Source organism: Gordonia sp. HS-NH1, assembly GCF_001418765.1.
GTDB lineage: Bacteria > Actinomycetota > Actinomycetes > Mycobacteriales > Mycobacteriaceae > Gordonia.
In genome coordinates this window covers 92,552-111,476 of record NZ_LIYC01000004.1, presented here as the reverse complement: position 1 = coordinate 111,476, position 18,925 = coordinate 92,552, and the positions used below count along the sequence as shown (strand labels likewise).

At 67.7% G+C, this 18,925-nt stretch carries 17 protein-coding genes; 9 read left to right on the top strand and 8 right to left on the bottom strand.

Annotation, left to right across the window (positions count from 1 at the left end; genetic code table 11):
- Window positions 1–5: 5 nt before the first annotated feature.
- Together AMD30_RS05105 and AMD30_RS05100 are read left to right on the top strand one after the other, a co-directional pair.
- On the top strand, window positions 6–785 hold the full coding sequence (locus AMD30_RS05105; RefSeq protein WP_014926159.1) for an SDR family oxidoreductase: 780 nt from the start codon (window positions 6–8) through the stop codon (window positions 783–785).
- Window positions 782–1,291 carry a carboxymuconolactone decarboxylase family protein gene (locus AMD30_RS05100; protein WP_055474878.1) on the top strand — a complete coding sequence of 170 codons (510 nt, stop codon included), beginning with the start codon at window positions 782–784 and terminating at the stop codon, window positions 1,289–1,291. Before AMD30_RS05105 ends, AMD30_RS05100 begins: the two co-directional genes overlap by 4 nt.
- On the opposite strand, the gene coaA is transcribed toward AMD30_RS05100, so the two are convergent.
- Complete coding sequence (gene coaA, locus AMD30_RS05095) at window positions 1,263–2,204, bottom strand: type I pantothenate kinase (protein WP_010841823.1); 942 nt, start codon at window positions 2,202–2,204, stop codon at window positions 1,263–1,265. The genes AMD30_RS05100 and coaA overlap by 29 nt on opposite strands.
- Before the next feature lie 97 nt (window positions 2,205–2,301).
- Between coaA and AMD30_RS05090 the strand changes: the two genes are divergently transcribed.
- The 5 genes from AMD30_RS05090 to AMD30_RS05070 all read left to right on the top strand — a co-directional run bounded on the left by AMD30_RS05090 (window position 2,302) and on the right by AMD30_RS05070 (window position 8,912).
- Window positions 2,302–3,537, top strand: coding sequence for a hypothetical protein (locus tag AMD30_RS05090; RefSeq protein ID WP_055474877.1), 1,236 nt, complete (start codon window positions 2,302–2,304; stop codon window positions 3,535–3,537).
- Window positions 3,538–3,546: 9 nt separating this feature from the next.
- Entirely contained in the window at window positions 3,547–4,854 is a 1,308-nt protein-coding gene (glyA, locus tag AMD30_RS05085; RefSeq protein ID WP_010841825.1) for a serine hydroxymethyltransferase, read from the top strand.
- 43 nt (window positions 4,855–4,897) lie between these two features.
- Window positions 4,898–5,764, top strand: coding sequence for an acyl-ACP desaturase (locus tag AMD30_RS05080; RefSeq protein WP_055474876.1), 867 nt, complete (start codon window positions 4,898–4,900; stop codon window positions 5,762–5,764).
- A 356-nt stretch (window positions 5,765–6,120) separates the two neighbouring features.
- Complete coding sequence (locus tag AMD30_RS05075) at window positions 6,121–7,416, top strand: PhoH family protein (protein ID WP_010841827.1); 1,296 nt, start codon at window positions 6,121–6,123, stop codon at window positions 7,414–7,416.
- A 536-nt stretch (window positions 7,417–7,952) separates the two neighbouring features.
- Entirely contained in the window at window positions 7,953–8,912 is a 960-nt protein-coding gene (locus tag AMD30_RS05070; protein WP_055474973.1) for a L,D-transpeptidase family protein, read from the top strand.
- Between the two features lie 411 nt (window positions 8,913–9,323).
- On the opposite strand, the gene AMD30_RS05065 is transcribed toward AMD30_RS05070, so the two are convergent.
- The gene (locus tag AMD30_RS05065) at window positions 9,324–10,220 is read right to left on the bottom strand and encodes a universal stress protein (protein ID WP_035717095.1); all 897 of its coding nucleotides are present in this window, start codon (window positions 10,218–10,220) and stop codon (window positions 9,324–9,326) included.
- 136 nt (window positions 10,221–10,356) lie between these two features.
- The gene (locus AMD30_RS05060) at window positions 10,357–11,004 is read right to left on the bottom strand and encodes a response regulator (RefSeq protein ID WP_055474972.1); all 648 of its coding nucleotides are present in this window, start codon (window positions 11,002–11,004) and stop codon (window positions 10,357–10,359) included.
- A 173-nt stretch (window positions 11,005–11,177) separates the two neighbouring features.
- Between AMD30_RS05060 and AMD30_RS05055 the strand changes: the two genes are divergently transcribed.
- The gene (locus AMD30_RS05055) at window positions 11,178–12,902 is read left to right on the top strand and encodes a sensor histidine kinase (RefSeq protein WP_014926168.1); all 1,725 of its coding nucleotides are present in this window, start codon (window positions 11,178–11,180) and stop codon (window positions 12,900–12,902) included.
- Here AMD30_RS05055 and AMD30_RS05050 read toward each other — a convergent pair.
- From AMD30_RS05050 to glpX, 5 genes are all read right to left on the bottom strand, one after another.
- Window positions 12,899–13,177 carry a hypothetical protein gene (locus AMD30_RS05050; protein WP_010841832.1) on the bottom strand — a complete coding sequence of 93 codons (279 nt, stop codon included), beginning with the start codon at window positions 13,175–13,177 and terminating at the stop codon, window positions 12,899–12,901. The genes AMD30_RS05055 and AMD30_RS05050 overlap by 4 nt on opposite strands.
- A 22-nt stretch (window positions 13,178–13,199) precedes the next feature.
- The gene (locus tag AMD30_RS05045) at window positions 13,200–13,889 is read right to left on the bottom strand and encodes a PIG-L deacetylase family protein (RefSeq protein ID WP_055474874.1); all 690 of its coding nucleotides are present in this window, start codon (window positions 13,887–13,889) and stop codon (window positions 13,200–13,202) included.
- 5 nt (window positions 13,890–13,894) lie between these two features.
- Window positions 13,895–15,310: a class II fumarate hydratase gene (locus tag AMD30_RS05040; RefSeq protein WP_055474873.1), complete on the bottom strand. Its 1,416-nt coding sequence runs from the start codon at window positions 15,308–15,310 to the stop codon at window positions 13,895–13,897.
- A gap of 7 nt (window positions 15,311–15,317) precedes the next feature.
- Window positions 15,318–17,015: a fumarate hydratase gene (locus AMD30_RS05035; RefSeq protein ID WP_055474971.1), complete on the bottom strand. Its 1,698-nt coding sequence runs from the start codon at window positions 17,013–17,015 to the stop codon at window positions 15,318–15,320.
- A gap of 160 nt (window positions 17,016–17,175) precedes the next feature.
- Window positions 17,176–18,171: a class II fructose-bisphosphatase gene (gene glpX, locus AMD30_RS05030; RefSeq protein ID WP_010841836.1), complete on the bottom strand. Its 996-nt coding sequence runs from the start codon at window positions 18,169–18,171 to the stop codon at window positions 17,176–17,178.
- Window positions 18,172–18,305: 134 nt separating this feature from the next.
- Here glpX and AMD30_RS05025 point away from each other — a divergent pair, with 134 nt between their 5' ends.
- Window positions 18,306–18,884, top strand: coding sequence for a DUF4245 domain-containing protein (locus tag AMD30_RS05025; protein WP_014926171.1), 579 nt, complete (start codon window positions 18,306–18,308; stop codon window positions 18,882–18,884).
- The last annotated feature ends 41 nt before the right edge of the window (window positions 18,885–18,925 follow it).

The window sequence follows — 18,925 nt, the reverse complement described above, 5'->3', positions numbered from 1 at the left end:
ACGAGATGAAGATCGTGGTCGTGGGCGCCAGCGGTGTACTGGGGAGTCGGGTCGCCGACCTTCTCGTCGAGCGTGGGCAGGAGGTGGTGCGCGCAAATCGCGCGAGCGGCGTCGACGCCTACACCGGAACCGGCCTTGCGGCGGCGTTCGACGGTGCCGACGCCGTCGTCGACTGCCTCAGTCTCCTGACGTTGAAGGCCGCGGAGGCGATCGACTTCTTCGAGACCACGGCGACCCATATCGGGCGCGCCGCGACGACCGCGGGCGTCAAACACGTGGTCGTGGTGTCGATCGTCAATGCCGACGTCCCCGCGGTGAATGCCAAATTCGGTTATTACCAGGGAAAGGCGGCCCAGGAAGCGGCCTACGCGAAGGTCGTGGACCCCGCCGCGCTCACCGTCCTCGCCTCGGTGCAGTGGTTCGAACTCGCCGAGCAGATGATGTCGAGGATGAGATTCGGTCCGGTCGCCGCGGTGCCCAGGCTGCGCTGCGCCCCCGCGGCCGTTGCGGACGTGGCCGTGGCCGTTGTCGACGAGGTGACCGCGGGACCATCGGGCAAGCGGAAGGTCGAGATCGGCGGGCCGGTGGAGATGGACCTCGTCGATGTCGCGAAAGCGGTTGCCGCGCAGACCGGCTCGCCGCGCTGGGTGCTGGGCGTCCGGTTCGGCGGGCCGGCGATCCGGGGCGGCGGGCTCGTGCCCGCTCATCCGGACGTGGTCACCACGACGACGCTCGACGGGTGGCTGGCCGGTCGTGAGCGCGCCCGGGACGGAGGCCGGCGATGAGCTCCGGCACCCGACCGGCGACGAGAATGTGGATACCGCAGGACAACCCGTCCGTCTACAAGGCTCTCGTCGCACTGCAGCGGGCAGCGTCGGCCGGCGTCGACCCGGAACTCGCCGAACTCATCGTGATCCGGGCGTCGCAACTGAACGGGTGCGCATACTGTCTGCACATGCACACCTCCGATGCCCTCGCCAAGGACATCGACACGCACAAACTGATGCTCATCGCCGCGTGGCGCGAGGCCGGTCCGGCGTTCACCCCCGCCGAGCGGGCCGCACTCGCACTCACCGAGAGTGTCACGCGGATCGGCGAGCACGGCGTTCCCGACGACGTGTTCGACTCGGTGCGTGCACATTTCGACGCCGCCGAGACCGGTCAGCTGGTGGCCTCGATCGTGATGATCAACGCCTGGAATCGCATCGCACTCGCCGGGGCCTACCCGGCCGGACTCGACGAGCGCCGAGCCGCGTCGTCGGTCAGAGCTTCCGCAGACGCACCCGGTTGATCGAGTGGTCGTGGTCCTTGCGGAGCACCAGTGACGCCCGGGGCCGGGTCGGCAGGATGTTCTCGATCAGGTTCGGGCGGTTGATCGAGGTCCACAGATCCCGTGCCGCGGCCGTCGCCTGTTTGTCGGTCAGCGACGCGTACGCGTGGAAGTGCGAGTCGGGGTTGGCGAACGAGGTCGTCCGCATCTGCAGGAAGCGCGAGATGTACCAGGACTCGATGTCGTCGATCTTGGCGTCGACGTAGATCGAGAAGTCGAACAGGTCCGACACCATCAGCGTCTCTCCGGTCTGGAGCACGTTGAGGCCCTCGAGGATGAGGATGTCGGGCTGGCGCACATAGTGATAGACGTCGGGCACGATGTCGTAGGCGAGGTGCGAGTACACCGGCGCGGCGACCTCGCGCGCACCCGACTTCACCTCGGTGACGAAGCGGAGCAGCGCCCGGCGATCATACGACTCGGGAAACCCCTTGCGGTGCAGAATGCCCCGGCGCTGCATCTCGGCGGTGCGGAGCAGGAAACCGTCGGTGGTGACCAGGTCGACCTTGGGGTGTGACTCCCATCGGGCGAGGAGGGCGGCGAGCACACGTGCCGTCGTCGACTTCCCGACCGCGACGCTGCCGGCGATCCCGATGACGAAGGGCACCTGACGGTTGGTCTGCCGCTCGCCGAGGAAGGTGGAGGTCGCGGCGAACAACCGTTGCCGCGCAGCGACTTGCAGGTGGATCAGACGCGACAGCGGCAGATAGACATCGGCGACCTCGTCCAGGTCGATCTGCTCACCGAGGCCGACGAGTTCGGCCAGCTCGTCCTCGTTGAGGACCAGGGGCATGGACTCGCGGAGTTCACGCCACTGCCTCCGGTCGAGTTCCAGGTAGAGACTCGGATCCCGATCGGTGGCGTTGCGGGCCATCAGGGCAGCTCCGCCGATGTCGGATCCGCCGCTCCCGGAGTGATCATGCGTACAGCTTAGGGCGGCGTGGAACGGCGTCGATCGGTAGCCTGCCGATATGCCGTCCTCGCCCGTCGCCGACGCCGCCACCACCCCCGACCCGCTGGTGACCGAGTACCTCCGACTCGGGCTCGGCTTCGACCGCCTCGAACGGGGCTTCGTCGACGCCTACACCGGCGATCCGGCACTGAAAGCAGAGGTCGAGAACGGCCCTGCACCCGATCCCGTCCGGCTCGCCGAACGTGCGCGCGGCCTGCTCGCCGACCTGCCCGGCACACTCGTCGCGGCGCGCGCCGAGTTCGTCGGCGCCCATCTGCGCGCCCTGGAATGCTCGGCCCGCAAGTTCGCCGGCGACGAAGTCGGATTCGTCGACGAGGTCCGCGCCTACTTCGACGTCGACATCGAGATGGCCGACCCGGACCGATATCGGCAAGCGCACGCCGACCTGGCGCAGGCGCTCGGTGTCCCGGGCGCGACGGGTGACGAACTCCGTAACGCCTACGCCGCGCACCGGCGCGTCGACGAGGTCCCGCCGGAGCGGGTCGACGAATGCGTCCGCACGTTCAGCGGTGCGCTCCGCGAACGAGTTCGATCGGCATATCCGTTGCCGGACAACGAGATCGTCGAATTCGAGGTCGTGACCGACAAGCCGTGGTCGGGATTCAACTACTACCTCGGGAACTACCGCTCACGCGTGGCCATCAACGCCGACCTCACGCAGTACATGTCCTCCCTGCCGGCCCTCATCGCACACGAGGCCTACCCCGGACATCACACCGAACACTGCCGCAAGGAACAGCTGCTCGTCGGCGCCGGGCAGTCCGAGCAGTCGATCTTCCTGGTCAACACCCCGCAGTGCCTGATGGCCGAGGGCCTCGCCGACCACGCCCTCGCCGCGATCGTCGGTCCCGACTGGCAGTCGTGGGCCCAGGAGATCTACGCCGACCTCGGGCTCCGCTTCGACGCCGAGCGCGCGATGAGCGTCGGACGTGCCACCGCCGGACTCCTGCCCGTCCGCCAGGACGCCGCGCTCATGCTGCACGACCGCCACGCCGACGCCGACGCCGTCGCCGAACACCTCCGGCGCTGGCTCCTCGCCCCCGAGGAACGGGCCCGGCAGATGCTGCGATTCCTCACCTCACCGCTGTGGCGCGCGTACATCAGCACCTACGTCGAGGGCTATCGGTTGCTCGAGCAGTGGCTGGACTCGGCCGCCGACCGCGCGGCCGCCTTCGGACGCCTGCTCGACGAGCCACTCATCCCGGCGAGCCTGCGTCGCGAACTCGGTGCCTAGAATCGGGGCATGACCGCGAACCCGTCATCCGTGAACTCGATGTCCCTGGCCGAGCTCGACCCCGACGTCGCCGCCGCCATGAACGGTGAACTCAGCCGCCAGCGAGACACCCTCGAGATGATCGCCTCGGAGAACTTCGTGCCGCGCGCGGTCCTGCAGGCCCAGGGCAGCGTGCTCACCAACAAGTACGCCGAGGGATATCCGGGACGCCGCTACTACGGCGGCTGCGAGTACGTCGACGTCGTCGAGGACATCGCCCGCAACCGGGCGAAGGAACTGTTCGGCGCCGACTTCGCGAATGTGCAACCACACTCGGGTGCCCAGGCCAACGCCGCCGTGCTGCAGGCCCTGATGGAGCCGGGGGAGACCATGCTCGGTCTCGACCTCGCCCATGGCGGTCACCTCACCCACGGCATGCGCCTGAACTTCTCCGGCAAGCTCTACGAGAACGCCTTCTACGGCGTGAGCAAGGAAGACTTCCGCATCGACATGGACGAGGTGCGCAAGATCGCCCTCGACGTGAAGCCGAAGGTCATCGTGGCCGGTTGGTCGGCCTACCCCCGCACCCTCGATTTCGAGGCCTTCCGCGCCATCGCCGACGAGGTCGGCGCCCACCTCTGGGTCGACATGGCGCACTTCGCTGGTCTCGTCGCCGCCGGACTGCATCCGTCGCCGGTGCCGCATGCCGACGTCGTGTCCTCGACCGTGCACAAGACGCTCGGCGGACCGCGCTCGGGGATCATCCTCGCCAAGCAGGAGTGGGCGAAGAAGCTGAACTCGGCGGTGTTCCCCGGTCAGCAGGGCGGGCCGCTGATGCATGCGATCGCCGGCAAGGCCGTGGCCCTCAAGATCGCCGGCACCGAGGAGTTCGCCGAGCGCCAGCGCCGCACCCTGTCCGGGGCGAGGATCCTCGCGGAGCGTCTCACCGGATCCGACGTGGCCGAGGCGGGCGTCTCGGTCCTGACCGGCGGCACCGACGTCCACCTCGTGCTCGTCGACCTGCGAAACAGCGCCCTCGACGGTCAGCAGGCCGAGGACCTGCTCCACCAGGTCGGCATCACCGTCAACCGCAACGCCGTGCCGTTCGACCCCCGCCCGCCGATGGTCACCTCGGGTCTGCGCATCGGCACCCCTGCGCTGGCCACCCGCGGCTTCGGCGACGAACAGTTCGCCGAGGTCGCCGACATCATCGCCGGTGCGCTCGCCGCCGGCGACGCCGCCGATGTCTCGGCGCTGCGCGGGCGTGTGTCCAAGCTCGCTCTCGACTTCCCGCTCTACGAGGGTCTCGAGGAGTGGGGCCTCATGAGCCGGATCTGACCTGGATTGCCCGGCCGGGCCCGGCGTCCGTATCCTTTCAGCGATGAACGCCCTCACTGAAGACGACCTGATCACCGCGCTCGAGAAGGCTCTTCCCGAGATCGCCGAAGACCACCAGTCGGCCGCGAGTCCGTGGAATCCGCACGACTGGGTGCCGTGGGACGACGGCCGCAACTTCGGGTTCCTCGGCGGGAAGGACTTCGACCCGTCGGAGGCCTTCCTGTCCGACGAGGCACGTGCGGGGCTGCTCGCCCTCCTGCTGACCAAGGACAACCTGCCGTCGTATCACCGGGTGCTGGCCAAACACTTCCCGGCCTTCTCCGACTGGCGGCAGCTCGTGGGCGTGTGGACCGCCGAAGACAACCGCCATGCCATCGTGCTGCGTGACTACCTCGTCGTCCGGCGCGCGATCGATCCGGTGGACGCCGAGGAGCGTCGCCGCATCCATGTGACCCAGGGCTACCGCCAGGTCCCGGAGCAGATCGACCCGCTCGGTCCGCTCGACGTGCTCGCGTTGATGGCCGTGCACGAGAACCAGTGTGTGCATTTCGTCAAGCGGCTGTCGGCGGTCGCCGGTGACGACGCGCTCGTCGAGATCCTCACGAGGATCGCGGCCGACGACCAGGGACAGGCCACCACGTTCGGGGCGTTCCTCAACGCCGGGATCGTCGCCGACCAGGACGCCACCGTCCTCGCGATCGACAGCGCGCTGGCGCTCGACGAGCCCATCGGCCACGACATCGCCGACTTCGACGCCGAACGCGCACTCATCGCCGACTACGAGAACGACGAGGTGAAGGCGGCCATCGCAGCGACCCTGGCCGACGCGGTCAGGCTCGACACCGTCTCGGGTCTCGGCGACGAGGCTCAGGCGGCGCGCACCCGGATCCTCGCGCGCGCCGGACGCTGACGGACGCGCCCACCGCGAGGGCGTCGCGACCGTGAACACGGCGCCACCGGGACGACGAAAGTCCTGGTGGCGCCGTGTTGCGTCTCCACTCCAGACGATACGGCGGTTTACCCACAATTCACGCCGACACACCTGATCCCGGCGCGCCGCCACGGATTTTCGCGCGTACGTTGGCCAGTGACGGACCGCGGGGAAGCGGTTCGTTCGGGAGGTTCACATCGTGGTTTGTGCGAGCAACGCGAGGGGGCCGGCCCCGGTCCTCGTCCACCTCGGCTGACGCCGGGACATCGGACAACTGGACCGCCGGTCGACCAACACCGGTTTGTGCGGGTGCCGCACGAACGTAGGAGCCCCACGTGACCACACGCACCTACGTCCTCGATACCTCCGTGCTGCTGTCCGATCCCTGGGCGGTCATGCGCTTCGCCGAACACCACGTGGTGTTGCCACTGGTGGTCATCAGCGAACTCGAGGGCAAACGTCACCACCACGAACTCGGTTGGTTCGCGCGTGAGGCGTTGCGCATGCTCGACGACATGCGGCTCGAACACGGACGACTCGACCTGCCGCTCGAGATCGGCGACGACGGCGGCACCCTCCAGGTGGAGCTCAACCACACCGACCCCGCGGTGCTGCCCGCCGGATTCCGCACCGACTCCAATGACTCCCGCATCCTCGCCTGCGCCCTCAACCTGCGTGCCGAGGGCAAGGACGTGACGCTGGTGTCCAAGGACACGCCGTTGCGTGTGAAGGCCGGCGCGGTGGGGCTGGCCGCCGACGAATACCACGCCCAGGACGTCGTCGTCTCGGGGTGGACGGGGATGACCGAGCTCGATGTCGAGACCGCTGCGATCAACACGCTGTTCGCCGAGGGTGTCGTCGACATCGACGATGCCCGGGAGCTCCCGTGTCACACGGGGATCCGGTTGCTCAGCGCCACGTCGAGTGCGCTCGGTCGCGTGAACTCGGACAAGCGGGTGCAGTTGGTACGCGGTGACCGGGAGGCGTTCGGGCTCCACGGACGGTCGGCAGAACAGCGCGTCGCTCTCGATCTGCTCCTCGACGACAGCGTCGGGATCGTGTCGCTCGGCGGCAAGGCGGGGACCGGAAAGTCGGCGCTGGCGCTCTGTGCGGGACTCGAAGCGGTCCTGGAGAGGCGTACCCAGCGCAAGGTGGTCGTGTTCCGTCCGCTGTACGCGGTCGGCGGGCAGCAGCTGGGCTACCTGCCGGGTAGTGAGTCGGACAAGATGGGCCCGTGGGCGCAGGCGGTTTTCGACACCCTCGAAGGGCTCGCGTCCCCGGAGGTCATCGACGAGGTCTTGAGCCGCGGGATGTTGGAGGTGCTCCCTCTGACGCACATCCGCGGACGGTCCCTGCACGACTCATTCGTCATCGTCGACGAGGCGCAGTCCCTCGAACGCAACGTGCTGCTGACCGTTCTCTCGCGATTGGGGTCGGGATCGCGAGTGGTCCTGACGCACGACGTCGCCCAACGCGACAACCTCCGGGTGGGCCGGCACGACGGTGTCGCCGCGGTCATCGAGAAGCTGAAGGGCCACCCGCTCTTCGCGCACATCACGCTCACCCGTAGCGAACGGTCGCCGATCGCCGCCCTCGTGACCGAGATGCTCGAGGAGTTCGCGCCCCAGTAGGTCGGCACTCGTCCAGGTATCGGTAATTCTGCGGTGCACCAGATTTCGCCGGATACGCGAAGGCCGCGTCGCTCACCCGAGAGGGGGAGTCGACGCGGCCTTCGGTGTCGGATCAGGCGGTCGGCGGTTCGATCGGGGTGAAGTCGCGGAGCGAATTCAGGAGGTCGACGATGGCGGTGAGCAGTTCGACGTTCTCCAAGGATGTCATTGTTCTCCCTTTTATCGAATGGCTATCCGGTCGACGAGCGCCTTGATCCGGCACTGTCATTTGCGACACTAATGATTTGCTGACAAGCGCGCAAACAAAGATCGCGGAATTTTCGGGTCTTTTGCTTAATGGTTTCGTGAAACTTCTATTGCCCTGCATCGCGAAATATGACAATCACCTGTTTTCGTATCGGGAAATCCGGGGTGACACCGCCGGATCCCGGTGTGTCGCCGGGGCCGGCCGACACCCGATCCGAACCGCACCGTGACCAGGACGTGACTCACGCACTCTTGCGCGCTGTCACACTGATGTGGTGCAGAAGTTACTGATGAGGCAATTGAGACTGCTGGGACTACTGGTGATCGCGGTACTCGCCGCGACTGTCGGCGGTGCAGGCCAGGCGCTCGCCGCCCCAGAGACGACTACACCGGAGACACCCCCGCCGGGTGCGGGGGCGGCGCCGGGCTCGGGAATCCCTCTTCTCGACGGAATTCTCGATCAGCTGGCAGGCGGGACGGGCTCGGCCGACGGGACCGATGGCACCGGGACGGCCGGGTCGACGAGCCAGATGATCGTCGTGACGGCGCCGAGGGCATCCGACACCACCGCCACCCTGACGGCTTTCGACCGGGGCGCCGACGGCAGCTGGAAACCGGTCATCGGCCCGACGAAAGCGTTCCTCGGATCGTTGGGTATGGGCGAGCCGAAGGACAACGTCCACCGGACGCCGCAGGGCACCTTCCCGCTCGACCAGGCTTTCGGTCGCGCCGCGAACCCCGGGACCAAGATGCCCTACCTGAAGGTCGACCAGCAGGACTGGTGGGACTCGAACATGAAGTCGCCCACCTACAACACCCACGTGCGGCAGCCGCAGAGCCCTGGTGGCGACAGCGAGAACCTGTACAACTCCGGGCCGGTCTACGACTACGCGGTCAACATCGCGCACAACCCGCAACGGACCCCGGGCCGGGCCTCGGCGATGTTCTTGCACGTCACCAACGGTGAGCCGACCATGGGCTGCGTCGCGATCGACCGTGAACTGATGAAGCAGATCCTCGTGTGGCTCGACCCGGCGAAGAACCCCAAGATCACCATCGGCGTCAACCAGGGGGCACCCGCGGGCGAGGCGCCCGGAGCGACCCCTCAGACCGCTCCGGGCACGACGCCGCCGGGGACGACACCACCCGCTACGTCGGGTGTCCCGGGTGCCGATGTCCTGACCGGCCTGCTCTCGCAGCTCGTCGGTGTGGTTCCCGCGCTCTTCGGACTCGGCGGTCAGGCGGGCTGACCTGCTCGTCGAGCCGTGACTACGAACTCGAGAGGATTGCCCGGGCGCATCGGCACCCGGGGCACCACGTGGCCCCGGAGCCGATGTCCCAGCCGTTCACCCGGGCGAGGTTGTCCAGATCGGACCGGCGCAGGGGAGCGCGGACGGTGAATCTCCGTCCGCAGCTGTCGCAGTCACGGTCGACGGGCGGCCGTTCGGTTTCCACGGGTGCGGAAACAACTGTCATCGCGAAGCCTTCTGTGTAGATCTTTCGGTCAGTTGATCGTTCTGTCGCTTGACCGGGTGTCGGGTCGCTCGTCCCAGGGGCCTCCCCTCTCCTCGGACGAGCGACCATTCCAGTGTCGGAAGATGTGATGCAGATCTCAAGGGCCGAATGACACACAGTTCGGCGGTGGTCCCGCCGAGGCGGTGTCACCGGTCATGCGGAACGATCAGAACCGGGCACCGGGCCCGCTGGAGAACGGCGAGCGTCGTCGACCCCACCAGCATGCGGTCGAAGCCACCGCGGCCGCGGGCACCGACCACCACCAGTTGCGCGGCCTGCGCGTGATCGAGCAATGCCCGCGCCGGGCGATCCCGCACGATCGCACATCGGACCCGGACCGCCGGATGGTCGTGTCGCAGCCCGGTGAGCTCGTCGTCGAGCCACGTCGCCACGGTGGCGCGTAGGGCCCGCCAGGCGAGCCCGTGCTCGGGGGAGGGCGCTGTCGGATCGACATCGGACCCGTCGGAGTCGCGCCAGGCATGGACGACCGTGACGGGGACGCCGCGAACCGCCGCCTGCTCGAAGGCGGACGTCGCCGCGAGGCGGCTCGCGGGTGACCCGTCCACCCCGACCACCACCGCGGCCGACGTCCGCTCCGGCGGGGTCGAACCCGGGTCGCGGATCACGGTCAACGGGCATCGGGAGTGCTCGGCGAGTGCGAGAGCGACCGACCCCAGTGCCACGCGGTCGCCCGCGCGATGGCCTCGATTGCCGACGACCAGCACCCTCGCCGCCGACGAGGCCTCGAGCAGAGTGGGTATCGGAGGTGCGCATTCCACCCGCGTCGCGATCCGGACGGGCGACTCCGCAGCCGCACCGCTCGACTCCCTGATCGCACGGTTCGATTCGGACAAGGCCCGCTCGGCCCGCCTTCGCAACGGATCGAGCGAGTGCGGGCTCTCGGCGACGAGGCCGGCCGACGGACAGGCGGCGGAGATGAGTTCGACCGGCGAATGGTGCAACAGGGCATCGCGAGCGGCCCAGCACGCCGCCGCCCGGGCGGTGGCCGAACCGTCGATCCCGACGATCGTGGACGCAGTCAACGCGGCTGCCCCCTCCGCAGGTCGCACACCGGTGACCCCATGGGGTCCATTCACTGAGTACACACCCGGGGTGATGTGTCGCACATGCGCCAAAGATCCCGCACATCGAGGACCAAGGACCCATGCGCGGCGTGGTTCAGCGGCGTCGTTCGCGATTCGCGGACTTCGCCGCGTACACCGCCGCCTGGGTCCGCCGTTCCATCCCGAGTTTGCCGAGCAGTCGCGAGACGTAGTTCTTGACCGTCTTCTCGGCGAGGTGCATCCGCGCGGCGATCTGTCGGTTCGTCAGACCCTCCCCGAGCAGGGCGAGGAGCGTGCGGTCCTGCTCGCTGAGGCCGTCGTGGGGCGGTTCTTCGGCATCCTGCCGGGCGCGCAGTCGATCCATCAGCGCCGCGGCGGCGCGGTTGTCCAGCAGGGACCGCCCTGCTCCGACCTCGGCGATCGCTCGCGCGAGTTCCATTCCGGTGATGTCCTTGATGACGTATCCGCTGGCGCCGGCCAGGATGGCGTCCATCATCGCCTCGTCATCGGTCAGGGAGGTCAGCATCAGGCAGTGCAGGCCGTCGACACTGCTCAACAGCTCCCGGCACAGCTCGATGCCGCTGCCGTCGGGGAGTCGGACGTCGAGCACGGCGACATCCGGTCGTACCGCCGGTACCCGGGCCAGCGCCTGCGCGACGGTGGCGGCCTCGCCGACCACCTCGAGATCGGGGTCGGACTCGAGCAATTCGACGAGACCCCGTCGGACGATTTCATGGTCGTCGACCAGGAAGACCCTGATCATGCCGTCTCCCTCCGGCATCGGACACCTGCATCGAATTGTAAGACTTTCCGATCGCATTTCGTAAATGTCCGCACGCCTAACTAATCGAGAAGATTCTCGTCGTATGGCGCGTGGGAGCGCGACGTTGGACCGAAGTTGCGCGGTGGAATTCGTGCCTGACTATGATCCGAGAGATGGCTTCCGAATTCTCGGAACTCGACCCGAGATCGCTCGAATTGCAGAAAGCGCTGTCGCAGATGCGTTTGCGCGAGCTGCTCGACGAGGTCGCCGACCGGGTCGGCCAGATCGCCGACGTGCGTGATCAGACCGATGGACTCCTTCAGGCGATGCTCGTCGTCAGTTCCGGACTCGATCTGGAAACCACACTCGAATCGATCGTGGCGTCGGCGATCCGGCTGGTCGACGCGGAGTACGGCGCACTCGGCGTCCTCGGGCGCGGGCACCACCTGTCTGCCTTTCTGTCGCAGGGCATCGACGACGAGACCCGCGTGCGCATCGGAAGGCTGCCGACCGGCGGCGGCGTCCTCGGACTGCTCATCGACCGACCCGAACTGCTGCGCCTTCCCGACCTCTCCGAGCATCCCGAATCCGTGGGGTTCCCCCCGAACCACCCGCCGATGACGAGTTTCCTGGGTACACCCATCCGGGTCCGTGACGAGATCTTCGGCAATCTCTATCTGACGGAGAAAAGGAACGGCGGCGTCTTCACCGAGGACGACGAGGTGGTGATCCAGGCTCTGGCGTCCGCGGCCGGGATCGCGATCGACAACGCCCGCCTCTACGAGCAGGCGCAGAACCAGCTGGCCTGGATCGAGGCCAACCGCGATGTGATGACCGAGCTGCTGACCGGCGCCGATCACCAGGACGTTCTCGAGGAGATCGCTCGCAAGGTGCTGAGCCTCGCCGAGGCCGACCTCGTCTTCATCGCCGAGCCCCACGACACCGAGGAGCCCGTCGAGTCGATCGACGAACTCGTGATCACCGTGGCCGAGGGCACCGAGGGCCACGTCTTCCGCGGCCAGAGCATCCCCATCGTCGGGTCGACGTCGGGGACCGCATTCGTCCAGCGACGCCCCGTTCTGCGTGAGCACCTGGAATACGACATCGGCGATTCGTCGACGCGCTTCGGGCCGGTGATGGCCGCGCCGCTGCGCACGGTCGACTCCACCCGGGGCGTGCTGATCGCCATGCGGGCCGAGGGGCGAGAGCCCTTCACGCGGGACCTCCTGGAGCTCAGCGCGGACTTCGCCGACCAGGCCGCTCTGGCCATGCAGCTGGCCACTGCCACGCTGCAGACCCATCAGATGCGTGTCCTCGAAGATCGCGAGCGGATCGCCCGTGACCTCCACGATCACGTGATCCAGCGGATCTTCGCCGAAGGACTCAGTCTGCAGGCGACGCTGCAGCGCACCCATTCACCCGATGTCCGTTCGCGCCTCACCCGCTCCATCAACAATCTGCAGGACATCGTCCAGGAGGTACGGACGACCATCTTCGATCTGCAGGCCGAGGACATGATGATCACCCGGCTGCGGCAGCGCGTGCAGGAGGCCATCGACCAGCAGATCGACGATCTGCCGATTCAGGTACACGTCCGGACGTCGGGCCCGCTGTCGGTGGTGGCGCCGCCGCTGGCCGAGCACGTCGTCGCGGTCACGCGGGAAGCGGTGAGCAACGTCGTCAAGCATGCCCGGGCCACGACCGTGACGGTGTCGCTCGCGATTGCCGACGAACTCGTCGTCGAGGTCGTCGACGACGGCATCGGGCTGCCGGCCGATGTGACGCCGAGCGGCCTCCGCAATCTCGCCCTCCGGGCCGAGAAGCTCGGTGGTTCGTTCACGCTGACCACGCCACCGAACGGCCGTGGTCTGGCACTGCGCTGGTCGGCGCCCCTCTAGGGTGCGTCGGCGTCGGCCGGCAGCCGCCAGGCCGATGTGCGCTCGGACAGCCATGCCACCGAGTGCAGTCCGGTCAGCACCCCGAACAGGACGAGAAGCCAGACCGACAATCCGATGAGTGCGCACACGGTGAATGCGGCGAGCAGTGCGACGAGAACGGATGTGAGAGTGATGACGGTCCCCCTGTCGGAGCGGATTCCTCCGGCGGCGTGCGGAGAAGTGGACCCCCACACCATCCACCGACGGCTCGCCTGGCGGGAGAGGCCGAAGGTCACCGATGCGCAGGGCCAAGGAACATCAGCCGGTGTGGCCCCTCTTCAGTTCGAAGCCGGCCACGTGGCCGTGGGGATCATCGGTGCGTGGGGCTGTCGCCATCTCGATCTGCGCTCGTGCCTGGTCGAGGACCGGGGTGTCGGGATCCAGGACGGAGAGGTAGCGGTCGTGCGCGGCCAGCGCGTGGACGGCCGTGTCGATCTGATCCTCGACGTCGACGCCGTGGGTCGCCGCCGGACCGTTCTCGAACAACCACGACGGTGGGGACTCCAGGGCGTCGTAGGCGTCGAGCACGGCCGCGGCGAACTCCATGTGATCGCGCTGGTTGGGCATTCCCGGCGCCCACTCGGGACCCCCGAACAGCGAGACGATCACCTGCGGGCGGACGCGTTCGACGGTCTCGGCGATCTTGGCCCGCAACTCGGGGACGTTGCGGATGTCGCTGTCGGGGAAGCCCCAGAACTCGACCTCGTCGACGCCGACGATCGAGGCGGACGCGCGCTGCTCGGCTTCCCGGAGGGGCCCGCACTCGGCGGGTGAGAGACCCTCGATGCCCCGCTCACCGCTCGAGGCCAGCGCGTAGACGACGCGTCTGCCCTCGCCGGTCCATCGGGCGACGGCGGCGGCCATCCCGTACTCGGGATCGTCGGGGTGGGCGACGAGCACGAGTGCGGTCTGCCAGTCGGTGGGGAAGGGAAGCAACTGCGCCGCCACGGTTCTCAGCGCTCCCGGTCGAGATTGGCCATCTTCAACACGTCGAGCCGGGCGTCGAGTTCGGCCTCGGTCAGCGTGTCGCCGACCAGCCCGCGATCCAGGACGGTCTCGCGAATCGTCTTGCCCTCCTTGAGGGCCTGCTTGGCCACGGCGGCCGCCTCCTCGTAACCGATGGCGCTGTTGAGCGGGGTGACGACCGAGGGTGAACTCTCCGCGAGGGTGCGCAATCGCTCGGTGTTGGCCTGCAGGCCGGAGATGCAGCGATCGGCGAACAGCCGCGAGACGTTGGCGAGCAGTTTCAGGGACTCGAGGACGTTGCGGGCCATCATCGGGATGTAGACATTGAGTTCGAAGGCGCCGTAGCCGCCGCCCCACGTGACCGCGGCGTCGTTGCCGATGACCTGCGCCGCCACCTGTGTGACCGCCTCGGGCAGAACGGGATTGACCTTGCCCGGCATGATGGAGCTGCCCGGCTGGAGGTCGGGGAGGAGGATCTCGCCGAGTCCGGTGAGCGGACCGGAGCCCATCCAGCGGACGTCGTTCGCGATCTTGGTCAGCGACACCGCGACCGTCTTGAGCTGGCCGGAGAGTTCGACGAGCCCGTCGCGGGCCGCCTGCGCCTCGAAGTTGTCCTTCGCGAGCGTCAGGGCCTCGACGCCGGTCAGCCGCACGAGTTCGGCGACCACCTTGGTGCCGAAACCGTCCGGCGCGTTGAGGCCCGTGCCGACGGCGGTGCCGCCGATGGGCAGTTCGCCGACGCGGGGGAGGGTGGCGGTGATGCGCTCGATGCCCGCCTCGACCTGGCGTGCATAGCCGCCGAACTCCTGGCCCAGCGTGACCGGCACGGCGTCCATCAGATGCGTGCGGCCGCTCTTGACGACCTCACGCCATTCGGTTGCCTTGTCGCTCAACGCCTTCTGCAGATGCTCCAGCGCCGGGATCAGGTCGGTGACCGCGGCTTCGGTGGCGGCGACGTGCGTCGCCGTCGGGAAGGTGTCGTTCGACGACTGTGACATGTTGACGTGATCGTTGGGATGGACGTCCACGCCGCGTGACTTGGCGATCGACGCGATGACCTCGTTCGTGTTCATGTTCGAGCTGGTGCCCGAACCGGTCTGGAACACATCGATCGGGAACTGGTCGTCGTGGCGGCCGTCGGCGATCTCGGTGGCCGCGGCGACGATGGCATCGGCTTTCTCCGGGTCGAGGAGACCGAGGTCGGCATTGACCGTGGCGCAGGCCGCCTTCAGCAGTCCCATCGCACGGATCTGGGTCCGCTCGAGCGGCCGTCCGCTGATCGGGAAGTTCTCGACGGCGCGCTGCGTCTGGGCCCGCCACAGGGCGTCGACGGGTACCTGCACCTCGCCCATGGTGTCGTGCTCGGTGCGGTACCGCTGCTCATTGCCCTGTGCTCCGGTCATCGGTGTCCTACTCCTTCGATCGAATCCTTATGCCGCTCAGCGGGACGTTCACGGCCCCGCTCGGGTCGGTGAAAAAGTCGTTGCCCTTGTCGTCAACAACGATGAACGCGGGAAAATTCTCGACCTCGATCTTCCACACGGCCTCCATGCCGAGCTCGGGGTACTCGATGATCTCCTGGCTCTTGATGCAGTCGAGCGCCAGACGCGCCGCGGGTCCGCCGATCGAGCCGAGGTAGAAACCGCCGTGCGAGCCGCACGCATCGGTGACCTGCTTGGACCGATTTCCCTTGGCCAGCATGACCATCGAGCCGCCGGCCGCCTGGAACTGCTCGACGTAGCTGTCCATCCGGCCGGCCGTCGTCGGCCCGAACGATCCGGAGGCCATGCCCTCGGGGGTCTTCGCCGGTCCCGCGTAGTAGACGGGGTGGTCGCGGAGGTAGTCGGGCATCGGTTCGCCGGCGTCGAGGCGCTCCTTGATCTTGGCGTGCGCGATGTCTCGCGCGACGACGAGTGGCCCGGTCAGCGACAGGCGGGTCTTGACCGGGTACTGCGAGAGCTGGGCGAGGATCTCCGGCATCGGACGGTTGAGGTCGACCTCGACCACCTCGCCGCCCGAGATGTCCTCGGCCACACCGGCTGCGGGCATGTACTTGGCCGGATCGGTCTCGAGCTGTTCGAGGAAGACGCCGTCGGCGGTGATCTTGCCGAGTGCCTGACGGTCGGCCGAACACGACACCGCGATCGCGACCGGGCACGACGCGCCGTGGCGGGGCAGCCGCACGACACGCACGTCGTGGCAGAAGTACTTGCCGCCGAACTGCGCACCGATACCGAAGGACTGGGTCAGCTTGAACACCTCGTCCTCGAGTTCGAGGTCACGGAAACCGTGCGCCGACATCGAACCCTGCGTGGGCAGGTTGTCGAGGTAGTGCGCTGACGCGTATTTGGCGGTTTTGAGTGCGAATTCGGCTGAGGTGCCGCCGATCACGACGGCAAGGTGGTACGGCGGGCACGCCGCGGTGCCGAGCGAGCGGATCTTCTCGTCGAGGAACTTCAGAATGCTCTTCGGGTTCAGGATCGCCTTGGTCTCCTGGAACAGGAACGACTTGTTGGCACTGCCACCACCCTTGGCCATGAACAGGAACTTGTACTCCGGCCCCTTGGGTCCCTGTTCGGTGGCGTAGATCTCGACCTGGGCGGGCAGGTTGGAGCCGGTGTTCTTCTCTTCGTAGGTCGTCAGCGGGGCGAGCTGCGAGTAGCGCAGGTTGAGCTGGGTGTAGGCGTCGTAGACACCCCGGGAGATGGCCTCGGCGTCGTCAGTGCCGGTCAGCACCCCTTCACTCTTCTTGCCCATCACGATCGCGGTGCCGGTGTCCTGACACATCGGCAACACGCCCCCCGCGGAGATGTTGACGTTCTTCAGCAGGTCGAGCGCGACGAACCGGTCGTTACCCGAGGCCTCCGGGTCGTCGATGATCTTGCGCAGCTGCGCGAGATGAGCCGGGCGCAGGTAGTGGCTGATGTCGTGCATGGCCTCGGCGGTGAGCCGCCGGATGGCCTCCGGGTCGACCTGCAGGAAAGTTCGGCCGCCGGCGGTGAAGGTGGACACACCGTCTGCGGTGATCAACCGGTACGGGGTCTCGTCGGCGCCGGTGGGGAGCAGATCGGAGTAGAGAAACTCGGGGGCTGAGGCTGGTTTACTCACGGACCGCATCGTATCGCCCGCCCGAACGGCCCCACGCCACAGGTTGACTCGTGAAGTCGCCGGGGTCGGGACATCTCGGCCCGCTCGCTTCGCTCCCGGCACCGGGACATCTCCGCCCGCTCGCTTCGCTCCCGGCACCGGCATGGGGCCGAATCGGGTCTCAGAGATCGATGCGGGAGTAGCCGCGGAGCTTGGCCGGCTTGTGAACGGCCTCGATGCGACGGACGGTGCCGGACTTCGAGCGCATCACCAGCGACCGGGTCGTCGCTCCGTTGGGTCGGTAGGTGACGCCGCGCAGCATGTCGCCGTTGGTGACGCCGGTGGCGCAGAAGAAGGCGTTCTCGCCGCTGACGAGGATGTCATTGGTCAGCACGCGGTCCAGGTCGTGGCCGGCGTCGAGGGCCTTCTGCCGCTCTTCGTCGTTGCGCGGCCACAGCTTGCCCTGGATCTCGCCGCCCATGCACTTCATCGCCACCGCGGTGATGATGCCCTCGGGGGTGCCGCCGACGCCCATGAGCATGTCGACGGTGGAGTAGTCGTCGGCGGCCGCGACCGCACCGGCGACGTCGCCGTCGGAGATGAGGCGGATCTTGGCGCCGGCCGCCCGGATCTCACCGATGAGATCGGCGTGGCGGGGACGGTCGAGGACGATGACCGTCAGATCGGCGACGTCGATGCCCTTCGCCTTGGCGACCGAGTTGATGTTCCACTCGACGGACTCGTTGATGTTGATGGCGCCCTTGGCGTCGGGGCCGACGGCGATCTTGTCCATGTAGAACACGGCCGACGGGTCGTACATGGTGCCGCGTTCGCTGACCGCGATCACCGAGATCGAGTTGGGGCGTCCCTCGGCCATCAGGGTGGTGCCGTCGATGGGGTCGACGGCGACATCGCAGTCGGGTCCCTCGCCGTTGCCGACCTCCTCGCCGTTGTAGAGCATCGGCGCCTCGTCCTTCTCGCCTTCGCCGATGACCACGACACCGCGCATCGACACCGACGAGAGCAGCTCGCGCATCGCGTCGACCGCGGCGCCGTCACCGCCGTTCTTGTCGCCCCGGCCGACCCAGCGCCCGGCCGCGAGTGCAGCCGACTCGGTCACGCGGACCAACTCCATCGCGAGGTTGCGGTCCGGGGCCTGGTGGGTGCTGACGGTCATGGGCAATCGACTCCTCTGTACGGCGCTGGTCGCCTGGGCGGCGCCGAGTGATCGTGGCGGTGGTCTCGAAGACCATCCTTGCATGTCACACCGGCCATTCGGTCAGTGACCCTGCTGGTGGGATACTCGGCGCCATGGCAGACAAACCCCGCATCCTGATCAACGGTAAGGACATGTTCTGGTCGTTGGTGCCGTTGCTCGCGCTGTGTGCGTTGGTGCTGATCGCCTCGGGGAACTGCTCGGTCGGGGCGTCCAAGGACGTGGCCGACAGCAAGCTGCCGCCGTTCGACGTGGTCAGCGCACTGAACGCGGATGCCAGTCAGCTGGCGTTCCCGATCCGCCGCCCGCCGACACCGGAGGGATGGCGACCCAACTCGGGTTCGTCGGACGCCATCGAGGGACATCGGGTCAGCACGGTGGGGTGGCTGAGCAGCAGCGGCGCCTACGTACAGCTCAGCCAGTCCGATGCGCCTGAGGACGTGCTCGTGCCCTATCTGGGCGGCAACGGAGGTGACTTCGGCGACATCTCCGGCACCGGTACCCGTCAGGCGGGCGGGCGCCAGTGGGTGACCTACGAGACCGCGGAGGGCAAGAAGTTCTGGATCACCGATCTGGGCGACGTGCGCATCGCGGTGCTGTCGCGGGGCAACGATGCCGACATCGAGACGATCGCGTCGTCGGTCGTCACCCAGGCGCCGTTGCAATTGGGGTAGCGCACTACTCGTGAGAACCGGGTCCCGAGTTCCTAGCGTCG